The organism is Corynebacterium riegelii (assembly GCF_001263755.1).
GTDB classification, from domain to species: Bacteria; Actinomycetota; Actinomycetes; order Mycobacteriales; family Mycobacteriaceae; genus Corynebacterium; species Corynebacterium riegelii.
In genome coordinates, this window is sequence record NZ_CP012342.1 from 1,421,189 (window position 1) to 1,439,476 (window position 18,288).

Consider the following 18,288-nt stretch of genomic DNA (forward strand, 5'->3'; position numbering starts at 1 on the left):
CAAGGCATGCAACAGCAGGCGCTGAATAAGGCGATGATGGAGGCCGTCGAGTTCGTCCACGCGGAAGGATGGGACGCGCCGCCAACCCTGTTTGGCCTGGTACCTAGTGAACTTTTGGTTGATCAGCTGGAGGAACTCGACCGGGCAGATAACTCACCACTGACGCTTGTTGTGCAAACCCTGCCGGATCACATCCAGCCGGGTTCTGAGGAACTCGCCGACTACGTTGCCCGCGTTGCCTGGCCGCATGAGGTTGAAGGTGTGATCCTGGCCCAGGAGATCATCTTCCGCGATTCTTCCTCCGAGGACCCCTCCCCGCGCCCGGCACGGCTGTTTTCGGGGGCTCTGCGTGATAGAGATATCGTGCAAACGCTCCTCCAGCTTCGCCCCACCGAGGAGGAGTTGGAAGCGGGCGGATTGTTCGCGCAAGACAAGATTGAGCTGCGCGGGGGGCCGGATGTGGCGCCGACGGTGATTGCCGCGCTGCAATATAGCCTGACGCATGACCCGGATGAGCTGGCATAAAATGAGCCGTAACATGAGAACTGTGCTGAAACGACACCTGACCATTCCCGCTACCGCGGCTGCTGTTGCATTGACGCTGAGCGCCTGTGGCAACGACGCCGAGGACCCGGAGCCTGCTTCTTCGACGACGAGCGCTGCCTCATCTTCGGCATCTACGACGACCACGGCGCCGACAACAACGTCTCCAACGGAATCTGCAACGTCGTCCGCAACAACCTCGGCAACAGCGTCGGCTTCGGCGTCGGCGTCTTCGTCGACAAGCAAGAGCACTGCAACCAGTGCCACTTCGACGGCGAAGGAAGAAAACTCCACCTTGGATGAGGTTGCGGAGCATTTTGCAACCCTGGCGCCGGCGTCATTTTTCGCCCAGCTGGATGAGTGCACCGAAGGCGGCTTCGACGGTGCGTATAACTGCAGCGGCCGTGAAATTGGCCAGTTCCAGTTCTTTGACTCTGAGTCGAAGGCTGCTTCCACCACCCAGCTGCTGACGCAGTTGCGCTCCTCACGTGTGGTGGAGGACGAAAATGACCGCATTGTTGGCTGGTCGGTGCTGGCTAACTCCGCGATTATCACCGTGGTGGACAACAACACCGGCCAGGTGATGCAGCAGCTGATCTCCACCGACGATGTGGATCCGCGCACCCGCATCTACGAGCTTGGGCTTGCGCAGCAGACCGGGGAAGTCTCCACTCCGGGCACGACTACCGCAACCAAGTCAGCAGAGGCTGAGACTGAAGCCGAGGCCGAGGAGACGGCCTCGAACTAGCGGCTAGTTCGCCTCGCAGGTAGGCACGTCGCGGCCAGCGGCGAAATCATCAAGCGCCTTCACCGCATCATCAAGCGTGGCCACCTTGGCCACCACCATCTCGCCGGAATCGACCCGGCTGGCTTCTGCGCAGTTACCCGCGGGAGCCAGGAAGAGTTCCACTCCCCCATCGCGCGCACCGGCGAGCTTGTGCGTAATGCCACCGATCGGGCCGACCTGGCCTTCCTCGTTGATCGTGCCAGTGCCCGCCACGGTGCGGCCGTGTGTGAGCTCACCCGGGGAAAGCTTGTCAATTACGGCAAGCGCAAAAATCATCCCGGCGCTCGGGCCGCCAACGTCGTTGAGGTTGTAGGTCACTTCCACACCGTCGCCTGGCTCAGAGGTCATCAAAATCCCCAGCATGGCCACGTCTTTTTCATGCGGGTTTTCACCCAGCGTGACATCTACGGTGTGCTCTTCGGCGCCAGCTCCTTCACCGCGCATCACGGTTACCGCAACATCGTCGCCAGGTTTGAGCGCGCGCACCAGCTCCTGGACCTCGCCCGGCTTGGTTACGGCCTGGCCGTTGATGGCAGTAATGGTGTCTTCGGCCTCCAACTTGCCGTGGGCTGCGGCACCGTCGACCACCTCATGGATAACCACGCGCGTGGGCCTGCCCAAGTAGTTCATCGCCGCAACCGTGGCGGAGGCCTCAGAGGCCACAAACGCCCGAGTGTTGTACTCCTTGACTTCCTCCGGGCTTAAATCACGCGGCATGACCTGCTCTACGGGCACAATCGTGTCATCCGTAGTAATCCACCGGTTCAGGGTCTGCAGCAGCGTCATGTTCGTACGCACAGACACCGTGGTCATGTTTAAGGTGCCGGAGGTTTGGTCGGTCTCGGCACCGTCGATACGCACGACAGGCTCCCCTGCAACCTCCCCGAGTGTGTCAAACATCGGGCCCGGGCCCTGGGCAGCAAACGGCACGGTAAGGGAAATATCGGTGCCCGGGATGTGGTCAACCGTTAATAAACCCATCAGCACCGCAACCGGCACCGCACCCCATGCGATGGCGGCGCGGCGAGTATTGCGCGGATCCGGCGATTCGGGCTTACGCGCAGGCGGCTGCTGAGAAGGCTCCGGCGAGGGATGTACAACAGTTGTCACGGCCGATAAGCATAGACCAAAGCCGAAGCTAGAAAATTTTTCTGCATATGACCTGCGTCGTAACAACGTGTGGCACATGTCGGTAGTGTGGGCGGGTATGAGTAACGGATTTGGTTTCTCCTTCCCCAACGACAACAACGGTGATGACCACAGTGGTGATAACCGCAACGGGGACAACGACCGCGGCGCAGGCGGCGGCAACTCCGACCCGTTCGCATCATTCGGCTTTAGTTTCCAACCCGGCGCAGGCTTCGGCGGTGCCGGCGGCGCTGGCGGTTTAGGCGACATTTTGAACCAGTTCGGCCAGATGCTTTCCGGCATGGGCAGCTCCATGAACGCCCAAAACGATGCCGACGCAGTGAACTTTGAGCTGGCAGGCCGCATGGCGCGCCAGCGCCTGGGCAGCGCCAAGGACGCTTCGGCAGGTGATGCGAAGGCGGTAGAGGAATCCGTCAAGCTTGCAGATCTCTGGCTGGATGAGGCCACCACCCTTCCCGCCTCCGGCGCACAGGCGCAGGCGTGGAACGCGCAAACCTGGATTGCGGAGACCATGCCGATGTGGAAGCGCCTGGTTAACCCGGTGGCCGACCATATGAACCGCGCCCAGCTGGCAACCATGCCGGAAGAGGTCCGCGAGATGATGGGCCCGATGTCTGCCATGATGCGCCAGATGAACTCCATGCAGATGGGCATGAAGCTGGGCCACGCACTCGGTGACTTGGCGCAGCAGGCGCTCACCGGCACTGACTTCGGTCTGCCGGTAGCTCCCAGCAACGTCGCGGCGATCTTGCCGGGCAACGTGAGCGAGATTGCCAAGGGCCTTGAGGTACCTGGCCAGGAGGTCATTGTCTACATCGCCGCACGTGAGGCAGCGCGCCAGCGCCTGTTCAAGCACGTGCCGTGGCTGGTTGAGCGCATTGTATCCGCCGTTGAGGAGTACGCCGCAGGCCTAGAGATTGACACTTCCCACCTTGAAGAGGTCGCACGCGGGCTGAACTTGGAGTCTGGCGACCCGCAGTCTATCCAGGAAGCCCTGCAGAACCTTGAGGGCGAAGACCTAGCGCCGCGTGTGGGCTCGCGCAACGCCGCGGCCACTTCGCGCCTAGAGACCCTGCTGGCGCTGGTTGAGGGCTGGGTGGACGTTGTGGTCAACGAGGCACTGGAGGGTCGTATCCCTTCCGCCCCGCAGCTTGCAGAGGCCTGGGCGCGCCGCCGCGCAACCGGCGGTTCTGCGGAGCAGGCGTTTGCCAACGTTGTGGGTATTGAGCTGGCTGCGCCGAAGGTCCGTGAGGCTGCTGAGCTGTGGCGTCGTGCGGAAAACGCGGTTGGTGTTCAGCGCCGTGACGCTGTGTGGGACCACCCGGACTTCCTGCCCACCGCCGAGCACCTGGACAACCCCGCAGCGTTCATTGACATGCTTCTGGACGATCAACCGGACACCGACTTCGACGCCGAGTTTGCCAAGATGGAAGAAGAACTGCGCAAGCAGGGCTCCGAAGATCCGGAGGATCCGGAAAAGGGCGAAGAGGACTAGACGAAGCGCTGCAGCGCTTCCAAGTAGCCTTTCGCACGCTCGGCGTGCGGCGCACGATTCGCCCACGCCCAGAACTCTTTCGTGTGCCCGCTGATGAAAGTGTGCGTGAGTTCGTGGATGATGACGGCGTCGATGACGTACGTTGGGGCGTCGATTAGCCTACTGCTCAACCGGATATCCCCCGTGGACACGGTGCAGGAGCCCCAGCGCGTGGTCTGATTATCCACCCACCTAATGGAGCCGATCCGCGCGCGGCCCTCCAGGACCTGCTGGTTGAGCTCTTCCGCCCGGCGCGCCAGCTGCTCATCCGAGCGCGGGTTGCGGGCGGATTTTCGCTGGAGTTTTGCCAGCATCTCTGCAACAACCTCGGACTCTTGCGCCTTGCTCATGCGTGCCGGGATGCGGATGACCGCCACCCCGTTTTCCATCCGGGCTTGCACCGTGCGGGTGCGTTTGGCGGAGCGAATCACGGTGTACGGGATGTCTGCCATGACTTCGCATTGTAGGATGGTGCGAAATACACATCGGGGGGTGTCTTTCATGGTGTCAACGAGCCAGCGTGTTGGCAGGTTTTCAAATGTGCGGCTTGCGCCGGGGGTTAGTGTGTTTCTACGTGCGCAAAACCTCATCCAGTTCGGGCTGGACGCCACGCGCACGGGTGTGATTGAAACACCCTTTGCCAAGGAGCTTTCCTTGCTTATCGACGCTGCGGTCACCCCCACCCCACTGCACCACCTGACGCGTGCGTTTACGGCCTATGTGGGCGCGAATGCTGCGGAGAGCATGGTGGCGGATCTGGTGTCCTTTCGTATTTTGGTACCGGCAGATCCGGTGCCGGTGATCCTGCTGGGCAACTCGCCGCTGGCGAAGCAGCTATCGCGGGTGCTGCGCGGGTGTGGTGTTGAGGTGCGCTCGCCGATGCGCAACACCACCGAGCAGCGGTTTGTGGGGCGGGCGGATCCGTGGGTGCCGGTGGTTGCCGTGGACAAGCTGGCAGAAGCTGAGGCGGTAGCGCGGATGACCAAGCGCCGCGTGGGTGCCACCGTGCCGGTGAACCTGGTGGACTCGCAGGTGTTTGTCGGCCCCTTGTTTGACGGCGAGGACTCGGCCTGTCTTGCGTGTACCGCCCGGCACTTTTCGGATGTGGACGACGGGTGGGCCATTGCATTACGGCACTTCCCCACCGGACCACACTCCCCCGACCATGTTGTCTTAAGCGCTGGCGCTGCGGCGGCTGCGGCCTATATCCGCCGCGTGGCAGGTGTTGCGCAGCCCCCTGGTGTTTCCATGGCTGCGCCGGTGGCTGGTGAGCTGCACGTGGTTGACCCTTTTGCCACAACGTTTTTGAAGCGCAAAACGGTGCTGCCGCACCCGCGGTGTGAAGTGTGCGGTTAGGGTTTGACCCAGTTTTGTTCCGCGAAGGCAAGCGCTGCCTCGATGTTCTTTTTGCGCAGGCCGTTTTCCAGTTCTGGCTTTGGAATGCCGGTGTCCACGCGGTAGCCCACCACGCCCCAGCCGTTGTTGAGGTTCAGATCAACAATGGCCCGGTACCCAACTCCCGCAAGCTTGCGACCGCGGATTTGCAGCCAGTTCGGATCCGGCAAACGGAACTCCTCAGTCACGGCCTCTGTCAGCGTGCCGTCCGGCTGCAGGATGAGCACCGGGGCTGTGTAGTAGTGATCATCCGAGCCCTCGCTGAAGCGCACGACGCGCTTGTGCATCAGCTCCCCAATGAGCGCTGGCCGGTACTCAACCCACCCGTTTTCCCACGCGGTACGCAGCCGCGTTGTTCGCCCCAAGTTTCCTCGCAGGACCAAAATCCCGACAACGATGAACACCACCGCAGCTGCGCCGTTGATCAGGCTGGCAATGGGAATCCCGTCGATGGTGCCCTCCGCACCGGGGAACAAAATGGTGATAAACAGCGTGTGCACCACAGCGAAAAACAACGCCATCACGCCCATGGCGGTGAGGATGCCGCCTACCATCATCATGCTGAAACTCGATCGGCCAATGGGTGGCCCGGAGCTGTTGATGGCCTCGCGCATGCCGCTGCGATCCATATGCGTATTGCGCTGCTGATCGTTTTCCTTCATGGACTTCGGCGCTAGGGCTTCATCACTTTCGGAGGAAAACTTCAACGGCGTTCGCGGCAGTGGCACTGGCAGTGACGGCGGCGTTGGCAGTGACGGCGGCATTGGCGGTGGTGCGTGCGTCATGGCCGCCAGCATAAAAGGTTCTAGCTGTACTCGCTCAAGATCTCCAACACCTGAGGCCCGTACGCCTCCACCTTGACAGGGCCCACACCTGGCACATCCAGCAGGCTGGACACGTCCTGCGGCATGGCTTCCGCGATGGCAATCAACGTGGCGTCTGAAAACACCATGTAGGCCGGGTGGCCGGCTTCACGCGAGACGTCTAAACGCCAGCTCTTCAGCGCGGTGAAAAGGTCTTCGTTGTAGGAAGGTTCGCAGTCCACGTGGCGCCCCAACGCCTTATCCGCCGGGGTGTCCAAGAAGTTGTTGCACACCCGGCAACGACGGTTGCGCTTCAGCCGCTGCGGGGAGCGCTCCACCTCAAGCTCAGGCACAAGACCGTCCAAGAAGCGTGAGCGGGTGCGTGACTTCCTTCCGCCCTCCTGACGCGAGAGGGACCACGACATGTGCAGGTGCTCACGCGCACGCGTAATGCCCACGTAGAACAGCCGGCGTTCCTCTTCAATCTGCTCATCGCCCGCCTTAATCGCGTGAGAGATAGGCAAGGTGTTTTCCACCAGGCCGACGAGGAAGACCGCGTCCCACTCCAGGCCCTTCGCGGCGTGCAGGCTGGCAAGGGTCACACCATCCACGGCCGGTGGCTGCTTCGCCTCGGCGCGCTGGCGCAAAGAGCGCAGCACACCAGCCAGGTCATCGGCCTCCTTAGAGTTCACAATCTCTTCGATCAGGTCCACCAGCGCACGCAGTGCTTGCCAACGCTCACGCGCCTGCGCACCCTCCGGCTCCTTCGGGGTCAGACCAAGCGGGGCGAACGCCGCACGCGCCACCTGCACCGGGTCATCAGGCAGGTCGCTGCGGTTTGCGGCGCGCGCCAACTGGTGGATGGCCTCGCGGACCTCACCGCGGTTAAAGAAGCCTTCACCACCACGGACCTGGTACAAAATGCCCACGTCAGCCAATGCCGCTTCAAAGGCCGCGGACTGGGAGTTGATGCGATACAGCACCGCGATTTCGCGGGCCGGCACACCGTCATCCAGCAGGCGGCGGATTGCGGCGGCTACCTCGCGGGCCTCCGTCGGCTCATCATCAAACGCCGAATACGTCGGCTCAGGGCCAGGCTCGCGCATACCAATCAGCTCAAGACGAGTACCCGCTGCGCGTCCTGTGGCCTTGCCAATCACCGTGTTCGCCAGATCCGTGATCTGCGGGGTGGAACGATAGTCACGCTGCAACTTCACCACCGTGGCGTGCTCATAGGTACGCGAGAAATTCAGCAGAAAATCCGGAGTCGCGCCGGTAAAGGAGTAGATGGTCTGGTTGGCATCGCCCACCACCGTCAGATCATCGCGCTGGCCCAGCCAGCCCTCCAGCACACGCTGCTGCAACGGGGTCACGTCCTGGTACTCATCCACCACAAAAGACTGGTACTGGGCGCGGAACTGCTCCGCCACCGCAGGCGCGTTCTCTAGCGCTGCGGCGACGTGCAACAGCAGGTCATCGAAATCCAACAGCATGCCCTCAGGGCTGGTCTTCTGCTCCTCATAGTGGCGATACACATCCGCCACCTTCTGCGCCTCCGTCGGCGCCGTGCGGCCCAAGGAACCAATGCGCTGGACATAATCCTCATGCCCAATCACATTCGCCTTGGCCCACTCGATCTCCCCCATCAGATCGCGCACCATTTCCTTGCCGGTATCCAAGCCCACGGCACGCGCCGCGCGCGCCACAAGCGGGTACTTGTTATCCAGCACTTTCCACGGAAGATCGGCCGCAATCTGCGGCCAGAAATACGCCAGTTGCCGCAGTGCCGCGGAGTGAAAGGTTCGCGCCTGCACCCCGCCAATCCCCATCTGGCGAAGGCGGTCACGCATCTCACCTGCCGCGCGCTGCGTAAACGTCACCGCCAGCACCCGCTGCGGGCTGACCATGCCCTGATCAATCAGATTGGCAATGCGATACGTAATCGTGCGCGTCTTACCCGTACCCGCACCCGCCAGGATGCACACCGGCCCGCGTGGGGCGGTTGCCGCCACCCGCTGGTCCTCATCCAACAAGCTCAAATCAATAGCCACTAGAAATCACTTCCCCCAACATCCCCAAACACAACATCATCAAAACCTTTATCCACCCAGCGCGTGATCAGCGTGCGCGAAATGCTGCCCTGCGGAGGCATCGGCAAATCACTCACCTCGTTCCGGCTCGCCCACACCATGCGGCGCAGCTCCCCGTCCGTTTCACCTGGTGTTACCGTTTCATCAACCCGGCTGACAAAACCCAACATCAGCGCTCCTGACAGCGGCCACGGCTGGGAACCAACGTACGCCACCTGGTTTACCGTGTAGCCGGTCTCCTCACGAACCTCGCGCACCCAGGCCGCCTCGATCGTCTCACCCGGATCCACATAGCCCGCCACACTGGTGAAGTAGCCAGGGCGGCGTGCGTTTTCCACCATCAGGATCTTCTGATCATCGGCGCTGGTGACAATGCCGATCACGCTCGGGTCAATACGCGGAAACACTACGTTGCCGTGCTCGCTTTCCGCCTGCGTACCTTGAGGGTTCCACGTCAACGGCGTGCCGTCCGTGGGGTGCACACGCATGCGCTCCTGGGCATTCAGCAGCGCGATCGCACGAGCAATCAGCGGGTCATCAGCGTGCGTGCGCGCGTCACCGGCAAGCTGGGCGTCTTGGGCGAGCTCTTTCAGCTCACTCACGCTTGTGCCATGAATACGCGTGGCAACAATGTCCTGGGAAAGCCGGATCGTGGGACCGGTGGTGGGGGCGCTGGGGAGGGGCGCCGTTTGGGCGTCGACAAGCAGAAAAGCCCTGCTGTCATCCACCAACAAGTACTTAGTCATCAGCCTGCTCAACAGGCTTGGTCATGCGCACATACAGGATGCGATCGCCCGGCTCCACCGCCTCCGCCTCAGGCGCATCAATACGGTACAGCTCACCCGAGCGCACCACGCCAAGCACAATGTCAGCCAAGTGACGCGGGTTCGCACCCACCTCATCATCCGCCGTAGGACGCTCAGCCACCGCAAACCCCTCATCCGGGCTCAGCAGATCCTCCATCATCTCCACCACCGGCGGAGTCACCGTAGCCAACCCAAGCAACCGCCCCGTAGTTTCCGCAGAAACCACCACAGAATCCGCACCCGACTGCATCAGCAGATGCTGGTTCTCACTCTCACGGGCACTAGCCACAATCATCGCGCTCGGCGCAAGCTCACGCACCGACAACGTCACCAACACCGCCGTGTCATCCGAACTCGGCGCAACCACCACGGAACGCGCACGGCTCACACCAGCAATCCGCAGCACACCCGACTTCGTCGCGTCCCCATGCACCGTGACCAGGCCGCGGTTTTCCGCCTGCGACAAACTCACCGCATCCGTATCCACCACCACAATGCTGGAAGGGGCAGCGCCACCTGCCAGCAACGCATCAATCGCGGAACGGCCCTTCGTGCCGTAGCCAATGACAATGGTGTGATTGCGCACGGATTGCCTCCACTGTTGAATCTGAAGCGTCTTGCGGGAATCCTCCGTCAGCACCGACAACGTGGTACCGACCAGAAGCATAAGAAACGCCACTCTCGCCGGGGTGATCAGGAAAATATTGACCAGACGCGCCCCCTGCGTCACCGGCGTAATGTCACCATATCCGGTGGTAGACAGCGACACCGCCGAGTAGTACAACGCGTCAATGTACGTTAAGGGCTCGGAGTACCCATCCCGGTCAATGTAAACCAGCGTTGCCACCAACACCATGAGCAGCATCGCGTAGGCGAAACGCCGCGCGATCAAAGACCACGGCGTGATCGGCGTGGAGCGCGGAATAGTGATGATCTCAGTGAGCGTATGCACCGGCATGTCACTGACATCAGTGCCCGAGCGGAAACGATCGCCCCACGCGCTCATATACGGCAGTCTCACTCGCGCCTCCCTTCCGCTGTGCTGGTTCTGGTTAATTCACCGCAAGACACTGTAGTCCACTCCTCGGCTTCCTCCGGCGCGATCAGCGCTGCCAGTTCGTCCGCGCCCGGAAGGTCGCGTGGAGCGAAGTCCTCGCCGGTGCGCACGTAGAAGAACATTGCGCGTACCGGCTTGTCATCACCGGCGATCCTGCGCCACGCTTCCGTGTACACCGCCAACTGCAGCTTCGCCGCCTCCATGTCCGCGTGCGTGGGCTTCATGCCGGTCTTCCAGTCCACGACGGTCCAGCCTTCATCGTCTTCAAAGACGGCGTCGATACGCCCGCGCACCACCACATCACCCAAGGCGAGCTCGAAGGCGCGCTCCACAAACGCCGGGGTGCGGCTGGCCCAATGGCTCTGCTCAAAGGAGCTCTTGAGCTGCTCAAGCACGGCGGCGTCGACCTCCTCTTGCTCACTGCCCGGCAGCTCATTTTCATCCAGCAGTGGGCGTGCCCCGAAGAACTCCTCCAGCCACTCGTGGAACGCCGTGCCGCGCTTAGCGTACGTGTTCGGCTTAAACGGCACCGGCCTGCGCGCACGGCGAGCAAACTGGGCGGGGTCAGCGCGAAGCGCCACCACATCAGACGCCGTCAGCTCACCGGGCAACACCACCGGGACCTCGGCGCGCTGCAGCGCCTCGTGCTCTTCAATCAGCGCGGTGACGTCGCGCTCCCACTGTGTGAAGCGGGGATCTGCGCAGCTCACTTCCGGCATGGATTCGCGTGCGTCTGCCACCGCTTGGCCTGCCGCGATGGTCTCTGGCGAAGGCACGAAATCCGGCCACTGGCCCACACGTTCATCGCTGTTCGTGTTGCCTGTGCTGCCTGTACTGTCAGTGTCCTCGGCTTCCGCGCCGTCCCACCAGGTGACCACGCACTGCTCATCCACCTGCTCACGCATCTGCGCAAAATACTCATAGGGCGCGGAGCGCGACGCGGTGACATACAGGTTGCGGGCGGAACGGGTCACGGCAACATAAAACAGTCGCGCCGCTTCCTCGGCTTCGCGCCCGCGGACAAACTTCACCCACTGCTTGGCGGCCTTCTCAAACTGGGAGCGGGTTTCCACCTCCGCAAACTCCGGAGTGATCTCAGCATCTGCAAACGTGTCGTCTTGCAGGAGTTTGATCTGGCCCAAAAACGTGCCGGCTTTTGCGCCGTAGGTGCCGGCATCCGCGTGCAGTACCGCCACGGTGTCCCACTCCAGGCCTTTCGCCTTATGGGCGGTGAGCAGCTGCACACGGTCGGTCTTCACACTCACGTTGCCGGGTTCCAGCCCGTCTTCCAACGAACGTGCCAGCTCAAAGTAGTCCAGCAGTCCGTCCAGACTAGAACCCGGGTACTTCGCCACCTCATCCAGCAAGCGATCCAGGTGGGCAGCACGGGTGACGCTGTCACGGGCAAGAACTTCGGTGCGGATGTTAAAGACACTCATGATGTCTGCAAACAGGTCCGCCAAACGCTTGCCCAAACTGTGCGTGCGCAGCCAGCGCAGCTTCGTGCTGAGGTCCTTCAGGCGCGCCAAGCCTTCTTCCGAGTAGCGTTCCGGCTCACCCAGATCAGCCACCGCGTCCGCCAACCCGGCAGAGCGCTCAGAGCGCGCCATGACTTCGGCGGCACGATCCACGAGGTCTTCCAGTTCGCGCTGCAGGCGCTCCTCTGCAGTCATCTCGCCGGCGGGTTCTTCGGCACGCTCGGTGGTATCGGGGTCTTGGCCCCGCTCGCGTGCCCGAAGATTCTCAGCACGAGCGGCAAGCGCGTGAAGATCCGCCAGGCCAAGGCCCACGGCGCGCCCGCCAAGTACCCGCAGCGCGGCCGCCGAATCCCCGGGCCGCACCAGCATGGTGGCAATGGCCACGGTGTCCGCTACCTCGGGTACGGCCAGCAGACCCGCAACGCCCACAATTTCGTAGGGCACGCCACGCGCTTCCAGCGCCTCTGCCATGGCTGCGGTGTGGCGGTTTTTACGCACCAGCACGGCCACCTTGAACGCTTCACCCGTTGATTGCGATGTTTGCCACAGCTGCTGCAGCTCATCAGCAACGTAGGTGACCTCTTCATCCTCAGTGTTGAAGTAGCCCAGCTGCACCCGGCCCGCGTCAGCGCCCTCGCGCGGTTGCAACGGTTCCACGGCGCGGTCTTTACCAGTACCCAAAATCTCATCAGAGACCCCATTGGCCAGCTCCAACACCTCAGGTGGGTTGCGCCAGGAGGTGGTCAGCTGCTTCTTCGGTGCAGGCGAGCCGTCAGCCTGCGGGAAGTCTGCAACAAACGCCGCCAGGTTCGCCGCGGTTGCGCCACGCCAGGTGTAGATCGCCTGCATGGGATCGCCCACCGCGGTCACGGTCAGCCCTGGATCCTGGTTCTTACCAAACAGGCTGGTCAGCAACACGCGTTGGGCGTGCGAGGTGTCCTGGTACTCATCCAGCATGACCACCCTGAAACGCCTACGCTGACTCTCGCCCACCTGCGCGTGATCACGCGCCATGGCGGCCGCCACAGACATTTGCTCATTAAACGTCACCAGACCGCGACGGCGTAGTTCCGCCTGCAGCTCAGCAGCCAGCGGCAAATATGCTGCGCGCTCCTGCTGGATGGCGCGCCACTTGGTCATATCCGCCGAGTACTCACCCTTGGTGCGCTTGCTGCCGGTGAGTTCTTCGGTTTCCTTCAAGAAAATTGACGCGTTTTCCGCAACGTCTTTGGGATCCGCCAGCTCATTGCCCATGGAGGTAACCAGCCCCAGCAGGTTTTCCACAACGGAGTTGATTTTGCGGTTTGACCCGTTTTCAGCCAAAAGCCTGCCGGAATAGTTCGCCACCACGTCTGTGGCCACGGCGTGCAGCTCCGCATCTGTAATCAGGCGCGCGTCCGGCTCCACCGGCACCAAAAGTCCGTACTCCCGGATCAGGTCCCCTGCGTACGAGTCATATGTGGACACCGTCGGCGCGATCACCTCAAGCGCCTTGCCCAGCTCCCCGGTAGGGTCCAGGCGCGCAACCAGCGCGCTGTCTTCAGCCAGGGTGGCCAGCCGGTCACGGATACGCTTGTCCAGCTCGCGCGCCGCCTTACGCGTAAACGTCAGGCCCAGCACCTGATCAGGGCGCACAAACCCGTTGGCCACCAGCCACACCACGCGTGCAGCCATGGTCTCCGTCTTGCCGGCACCCGCACCGGCCACCACGAGCAGCGGCCCCGGGGCCGCGCCAATCACGTCCGCCTGCTGCGGCGTGGGCGGGAACTTCTGCTTCAGCGCTGCCGACAGCGTCTTTGGCGGCATCACAATCTTTGGATACGTCACATTAGACATCTGCAATCACCATTCCTTCCGGCTGCACCGGGCACAGCGAACGCACCTGGCAGTACTCACACCCCGATCCAGTAGTAGCAGTCAGTACCGGGCCCGCCATCGCCTCCGGCAACGGGCGAATACACTGCGCAAACTCCGCCAGTTCCTCAGGCGATTTCGCTGACTGTTCACGAGTACCAACGGCTTTTGTTGTAGACCCCGGGTAGACCAGTACAGCACTGCCAATCTGCATGCCGTCACCGCGCGCGTCCCGGATCTCTTCACCGCGCAACTCACCTTGAGTGAGCGCCAGCTGATACGCCAGCAGCTGCTTGTTGTCTTCCGTCTCTTTTTGGCTAGGCATGTTGGCCCCGCTCTTCAGATCCACGATGCGGACCAAGCCGCCTTCATCAGCCTCAAGCCGGTCTACGCGCCCGCGAATCCGCAGCCCGGTTTCCGCGTCCACGGTCACATCCACATTGGCCTCCACCGCCAGCAGCTCATGGCGGGCTTGCGCGGCCACCACCCACGTATCAATACGGTCCAGCAGGCGGGCAAAATCTGCCAGGTCACGTTCGTTTTTCCACGCAGGTCCGTCCTGCATTTCTTCCCTTGCCGCCATCACCGCCGCGCGCGCTTTCGCCGCTTCCATCCCGCGGCCCAGCGCCTCAAAATAGGCGTGGGCAAGGGAGCCGTGAATCATGCTCATCGTCTCGTCCAACCCCACCATGCGCTCCAGCACCTCACGCATGGGGCATTCCAGGAGTTTCTCAATCCTCGACGGCGACAGCGCCGTTCGTTGCTGCAGGGCTTCGCTTGTCGACGCCCCACGCAACCCCCACCACTGCCCCTCCCCAGCCCCACTCACGCCAGCGTTATCCAGGCGCGCCAACTGCCGCGCCGCCTGCTCGCGGGAAACCGCATCAACTTCCAGGTCTGTCAGCACACGCCGAAGCTGCGCAATGACTTCGTCTTTGGCCAGCACCTGCACCGTATCCGAGTCAGCCTCGATGGGGTCCACGTTGAAGGTGGTGCAGAACTCTTCAATAAAGCGCGAGGGGGTGACCACCTCGTCGCTGTCCTGGTCATCCACCGCGGTGACCAAAAGGTGGTTCGTTGCACGCGTGGTGGCCACGTGGAACAGCCGACGCTCCTCCACCAACCGCTCCGAGGCATGCGAAACCGGCACCGCTGGGTCCACGCCCGCATCCAGCAGGTCAATCAAGTCTTCCTGGCGAAACATCGTGCCGGTCTCACCCAGCGAGGGCCAGGAATGCTCGTGCACACCTGCCACGATCACGCGCCCAAACTCTCTGCCCGCCGCACCGTGGGCGGTAACCAAATGGACCGCGTCAGGTTTAGCGGTCCGCCTATCACGCACGCCGGTGGGGAGTTCCTGCTGCGCGATGTATTCAATGAAAGACGCAACCCCTGCGGTTGGGCGCCGCTCCGTGAAGTCACCGGCCGCGTCAAAGAGCGCCATCGCCGCATCCAGGTCACGGTCTGCCTGCGAACCGGTTGCACCACCGCGCAAGGCTGCTGCCATCAGGCGATCCGACAAACCCGTTGCCGCCCAGAGTGCCCACAGCACTTCCTCCACGCTGCCGTTGACTGCAAGTGCCGCACGGCCGGCCTCCAGCACGGAGCGCATACGCGTCAAAATCGCTACCTCGCGCGTTGTCAGCACGCCCTCAAAGTCCGGCAGTTCCTCATCCGTAGCCAGAAGGCGGTGCAGCACCGCCTCCGCATGTTCCTCCGGCGCAAAACGACGCAAACCACGCAGCAGCCTGCGCAGCGTCACCGGGTCCGCACCGCCAACCGGGCCAAGCAGAAGGTCGCGCCACTGCGTAGCTTGAAGCTCACTCTCCAGCGCCTCCAAGCCAAGCAGGAGTGAGACAACAATGCGTTGCTCCGACAGCACCACATCTGTGGGATCCAGCATCACCGGCACGCCCGCCGCCAGCATGCTGCGGCGAATCGGCTCAATCATTGGCGTGGAGCGCACCACCACCGCCATGGAGGAAAACGGCTCACCCTGTTCAAAGTGCGCGCGCCGAATCGTGTCCACCAAGGTGGCGTGGTGCGTTTGCTCCTCCGGTGCAATCACCACCTGGCGCTGCGGGTTGCGCCGCGTCGCACCTAAGTCAATCACCTGGTGATCCAACCCGCTCATGGTGGCAAAGAAGCGTGGGGATGCACCGCGGAACCGAAAGACCGCCTGCTCCCCATCACCACCAACCACGCCAAGTGTGGCGCGCTGCAACAGGTGCGAAATCAACTCGGCGGAGGCCGGGGCGAGATGCTGCGCGTCATCCACAATCACCGCATCCCACGTCTCCGTGATCTCGCCTGCCCTCATGCCCGCCAGCACCTCAGCCACCAGCTCTGAGGCCGAGTAACGCAGCGCACCGGTAAGTCGCATCACCTGCTGGTACTCAAGTAAGAACTCCCCGGAAGCAGACCAGATCGGAATGTTGTGATCCCTACCCAAACGCCGCAGATCATCCGGACCCAAACCGCGCTCAACGGCACGCAGCAAGAAGTCGCGCAGCTGCCGGGCAAAGCCCACCATCGGCAACGCAGGGCGCAGCTCCTCCGGCCAAGACCCCGTACCGTCTTGCGCATTACCAATCAACAGCTGGCGGATCATCGCATCCTGCTCAGCACCAGAGATCAGCCGGATCTCTTTTTCCGTCCGCTGGCGAAGCAGCGCAAACGCCAAGGAGTGCACGGAGCGCACCAGCGGCTCATCCACCACAAAACCTGTAGCCGCGAGGCGCTCCGAGAGCTCTGCACGCAGACGAGCACCGGACTCCTTCGAAGAAGCAATCACCAACACCCGTCCGCGGGCCACGGCCTCCACAGCGGTATCTACAAGAAAACTAGAAACGCCTGCACCCGCGTCTCCCGTGACCTTCCACAGACCTTCCTTGGGCAGATCAACTGGCCACGTACGTGGCGTGGTGTCAGTTGGGCGCGATACAAGGTATGCGCGGGGTGTAACCGGTGAGCTCATAGCCACCATCGTTACACACTAGGGACACACGATTTGCCCAACTCTTCGAAAATCAGGACCTATGTTCGAATGCGGGGTGGTGAGCTGGCGAAACTCCCACGCCTTTGCAAGCAGCTGACGCAGGTTTGGAATGTGCGCCCAACGATCAATCACGCGCGCATCAACCGCATTCGCAATCAAACCATCCACCATCACAATCGCCGCCGTATACCCACGCGGACGCAGCTCAGCCGACGGCGTCAACGCCGCAACCGCCGGCGGGGCGTAACCATCAAACAAGCAGCGGCGCAGCAGGTCCAGATCCGCCACAACGTACTCGCCGCCAAAATCCTGCTCTTCGCCCGCCCACACAGCGCGGTCAATCTCACGCCAAGAGCCTTCCACAGGTTCGGTGGTGGGTGCGGGGGTGGTGGACAACGCAGCGTCGATAAGCAGGGAAGCCCCCACGACCTCATCAACGCGCGCGGCGGGCTGGCCCTCAACAAACTCCGAAGCTACGAAACCTCCAACCACAAAGCGGCCATCAGTTGCCCGCACAGCACGCGAAAACCGCAAGCCCAGACTGGATTCGGCCCGCTCACGGACCTTGGCAGACCACACGGCAGCATCCTGCGCAGGAGCAACCACAACCCGGCCAAAACGCACGCCACCATCCCACACGTCAGAGGTGGCTACGCCTTCCTCGTCGTCAAGCTGGAAAGCGCGCAACACATGCTCAGGAATCCGCATCACGCCCCCTTAGAGCACCGCCGGGCGCGGGTACGGCCACGGGTTATACCGGCACGTATCGTTGTTATCTTCGTAGACCTCACCCGGGTCAAAGCTGCGCAACTGCGAATTGTTCAGGCTCAAGGTCTGCTGCATCATGATCGGCGCCAACGCCCCATCAGCCGGGCACTGCTCATGGCGCGCAAAGCCCAACGCGTGGCCAACCTCATGGTTGATCACGTACTGGCGGTACGAACCAAGATCGCCCTCAAACGGAGCCGCGCCGCGCACCCAACGCGACTCATTGATCACCACCGTGTCCTCACCAGTAATGCGGGTGCGGCAGCTGGTCTCCAAACCAAGCTCACCACCACACAGCTCACGCGTGGTGTTCACAGAAGCTAGGCGGATACGCAGCGTCGGGTTATCCTCCGGCGCAACGTGCTCAAGCCTGAAACGCGGGTCATTCGTCCAACTACGCGGGTCAAGCAGCGTGGAATCCACCATCGCAGACACCGCATCCGGCCCGCCGTAAAGCGCAGTGTCAATGCCCTCTTCAACCTCAACCACATAGCGCACCGTCAGCTCCTCACCAACGCCGCCAGCGGCACCCGGCTGACCAATGACAAAGAAGTTGCCAGTGCCAGACTCCGTAAACGGCCCACCCGGCGGCAAGTGATTGACGTCTAGTACGGCCTCCGGCATCTCCGCCGGCTCTCGCTGCGCCCAGCCGTCATGTTCGTGGGCGCCGTGCTCCCCGTTTGTGGCATCACCGTCTTGTGCCGCAACCTCATCAGTACCCGCGGCAGTGACCACACCAGCATCCGGGTTCTGCACCATGTTGATCAGCACAAACACCGTAATCACAGACAGCACAGGGATGGCGTACGCACGCCATCCGTACTCACGGGCAAAACGCACCCACCAGCCCTCAGCAGCCTGGTCGCGCTCCGGACGCTCATGGCGTGCGCGACGCTTGGCGCGCTCTTTTGGCTCGGGCTCCCACTCGTCGAGTTCATCAAAAATGAAGTCGTCAAAATCGTCCCAGGCGTCATCATTATCCATGCCGCCCTCGTGGGTTCCTCGCTGGTGCCGTGTGGTCATATG

The 18,288-nt window shown here is 62.4% G+C and carries 14 protein-coding genes; 4 read left to right on the top strand and 10 right to left on the bottom strand.

The window, feature by feature from the left end; translation table 11 throughout:
• The first annotated feature begins 6 nt into the window (after nt 1-6).
• Both AK829_RS06930 and AK829_RS06935 read left to right on the top strand, forming a co-directional pair.
• Nucleotides 7-525 carry a PPA1309 family protein gene (locus tag AK829_RS06930; protein ID WP_052205206.1) on the top strand — a complete coding sequence of 173 codons (519 nt, stop codon included), beginning with the start codon at nt 7-9 and terminating at the stop codon, nt 523-525.
• 13 nt (nt 526-538) lie between these two features.
• Nucleotides 539-1,291 carry a hypothetical protein gene (locus tag AK829_RS06935; RefSeq protein ID WP_083439909.1) on the top strand — a complete coding sequence of 251 codons (753 nt, stop codon included), beginning with the start codon at nt 539-541 and terminating at the stop codon, nt 1,289-1,291.
• A 3-nt stretch (nt 1,292-1,294) separates the two neighbouring features.
• Here the strand turns inward: AK829_RS06935 and AK829_RS06940 are convergent, their stop codons facing one another.
• Nucleotides 1,295-2,311 carry a YlbL family protein gene (locus AK829_RS06940; protein WP_198147806.1) on the bottom strand — a complete coding sequence of 339 codons (1,017 nt, stop codon included), beginning with the start codon at nt 2,309-2,311 and terminating at the stop codon, nt 1,295-1,297.
• Between the two features lie 226 nt (nt 2,312-2,537).
• Here AK829_RS06940 and AK829_RS06945 point away from each other — a divergent pair, with 226 nt between their 5' ends.
• A complete protein-coding gene (locus AK829_RS06945; RefSeq protein ID WP_052206426.1) occupies nt 2,538-3,974 on the top strand; it encodes a zinc-dependent metalloprotease in 1,437 nt (478 codons plus the stop codon).
• Here AK829_RS06945 and AK829_RS06950 read toward each other — a convergent pair.
• Nucleotides 3,971-4,465: a M48 metallopeptidase family protein gene (locus tag AK829_RS06950; RefSeq protein ID WP_052205208.1), complete on the bottom strand. Its 495-nt coding sequence runs from the start codon at nt 4,463-4,465 to the stop codon at nt 3,971-3,973. The genes AK829_RS06945 and AK829_RS06950 overlap by 4 nt on opposite strands.
• A 112-nt stretch (nt 4,466-4,577) precedes the next feature.
• On the opposite strand from AK829_RS06950, the gene AK829_RS06955 reads away from it, so the two are divergent.
• Complete coding sequence (locus tag AK829_RS06955; RefSeq protein WP_198147753.1) at nt 4,578-5,369, top strand: TOMM precursor leader peptide-binding protein; 792 nt, start codon at nt 4,578-4,580, stop codon at nt 5,367-5,369.
• Here AK829_RS06955 and AK829_RS06960 read toward each other — a convergent pair.
• Genes AK829_RS06960 through AK829_RS06995 form a run of 8 tightly spaced genes read right to left on the bottom strand, consistent with a single transcriptional unit; the run spans nt 5,366 to nt 18,285 of the window.
• Nucleotides 5,366-6,193, bottom strand: coding sequence for a hypothetical protein (locus AK829_RS06960; RefSeq protein ID WP_232305677.1), 828 nt, complete (start codon nt 6,191-6,193; stop codon nt 5,366-5,368). The two genes, AK829_RS06955 and AK829_RS06960, sit on opposite strands and share 4 nt — an antisense overlap.
• 20 nt (nt 6,194-6,213) lie before the next feature.
• Nucleotides 6,214-8,262, bottom strand: coding sequence for an ATP-dependent DNA helicase UvrD2 (locus AK829_RS06965; protein ID WP_052205210.1), 2,049 nt, complete (start codon nt 8,260-8,262; stop codon nt 6,214-6,216).
• Nucleotides 8,262-9,047: an NAD(+) diphosphatase gene (locus AK829_RS06970; protein WP_052205211.1), complete on the bottom strand. Its 786-nt coding sequence runs from the start codon at nt 9,045-9,047 to the stop codon at nt 8,262-8,264. Before AK829_RS06970 ends, AK829_RS06965 begins: the two co-directional genes overlap by 1 nt.
• On the bottom strand, nt 9,040-10,113 hold the full coding sequence (locus AK829_RS06975; protein ID WP_052205212.1) for a potassium channel family protein: 1,074 nt from the start codon (nt 10,111-10,113) through the stop codon (nt 9,040-9,042). The genes AK829_RS06970 and AK829_RS06975 overlap by 8 nt, the downstream gene beginning before the upstream one ends.
• A gap of 11 nt (nt 10,114-10,124) precedes the next feature.
• Nucleotides 10,125-13,478 carry an ATP-dependent helicase gene (locus AK829_RS06980; protein ID WP_232305678.1) on the bottom strand — a complete coding sequence of 1,118 codons (3,354 nt, stop codon included), beginning with the start codon at nt 13,476-13,478 and terminating at the stop codon, nt 10,125-10,127.
• On the bottom strand, nt 13,471-16,473 hold the full coding sequence (locus AK829_RS06985) for an ATP-dependent DNA helicase (protein ID WP_052205213.1): 3,003 nt from the start codon (nt 16,471-16,473) through the stop codon (nt 13,471-13,473). Before AK829_RS06985 ends, AK829_RS06980 begins: the two co-directional genes overlap by 8 nt.
• Nucleotides 16,474-16,491: 18 nt before the next feature.
• A complete protein-coding gene (locus AK829_RS06990) occupies nt 16,492-17,202 on the bottom strand; it encodes a hypothetical protein (RefSeq protein ID WP_052205214.1) in 711 nt (236 codons plus the stop codon).
• A 9-nt stretch (nt 17,203-17,211) separates the two neighbouring features.
• Entirely contained in the window at nt 17,212-18,285 is a 1,074-nt protein-coding gene (locus AK829_RS06995) for a DUF3152 domain-containing protein (protein WP_232305679.1), read from the bottom strand.
• Nucleotides 18,286-18,288 lie beyond the last annotated feature (3 nt).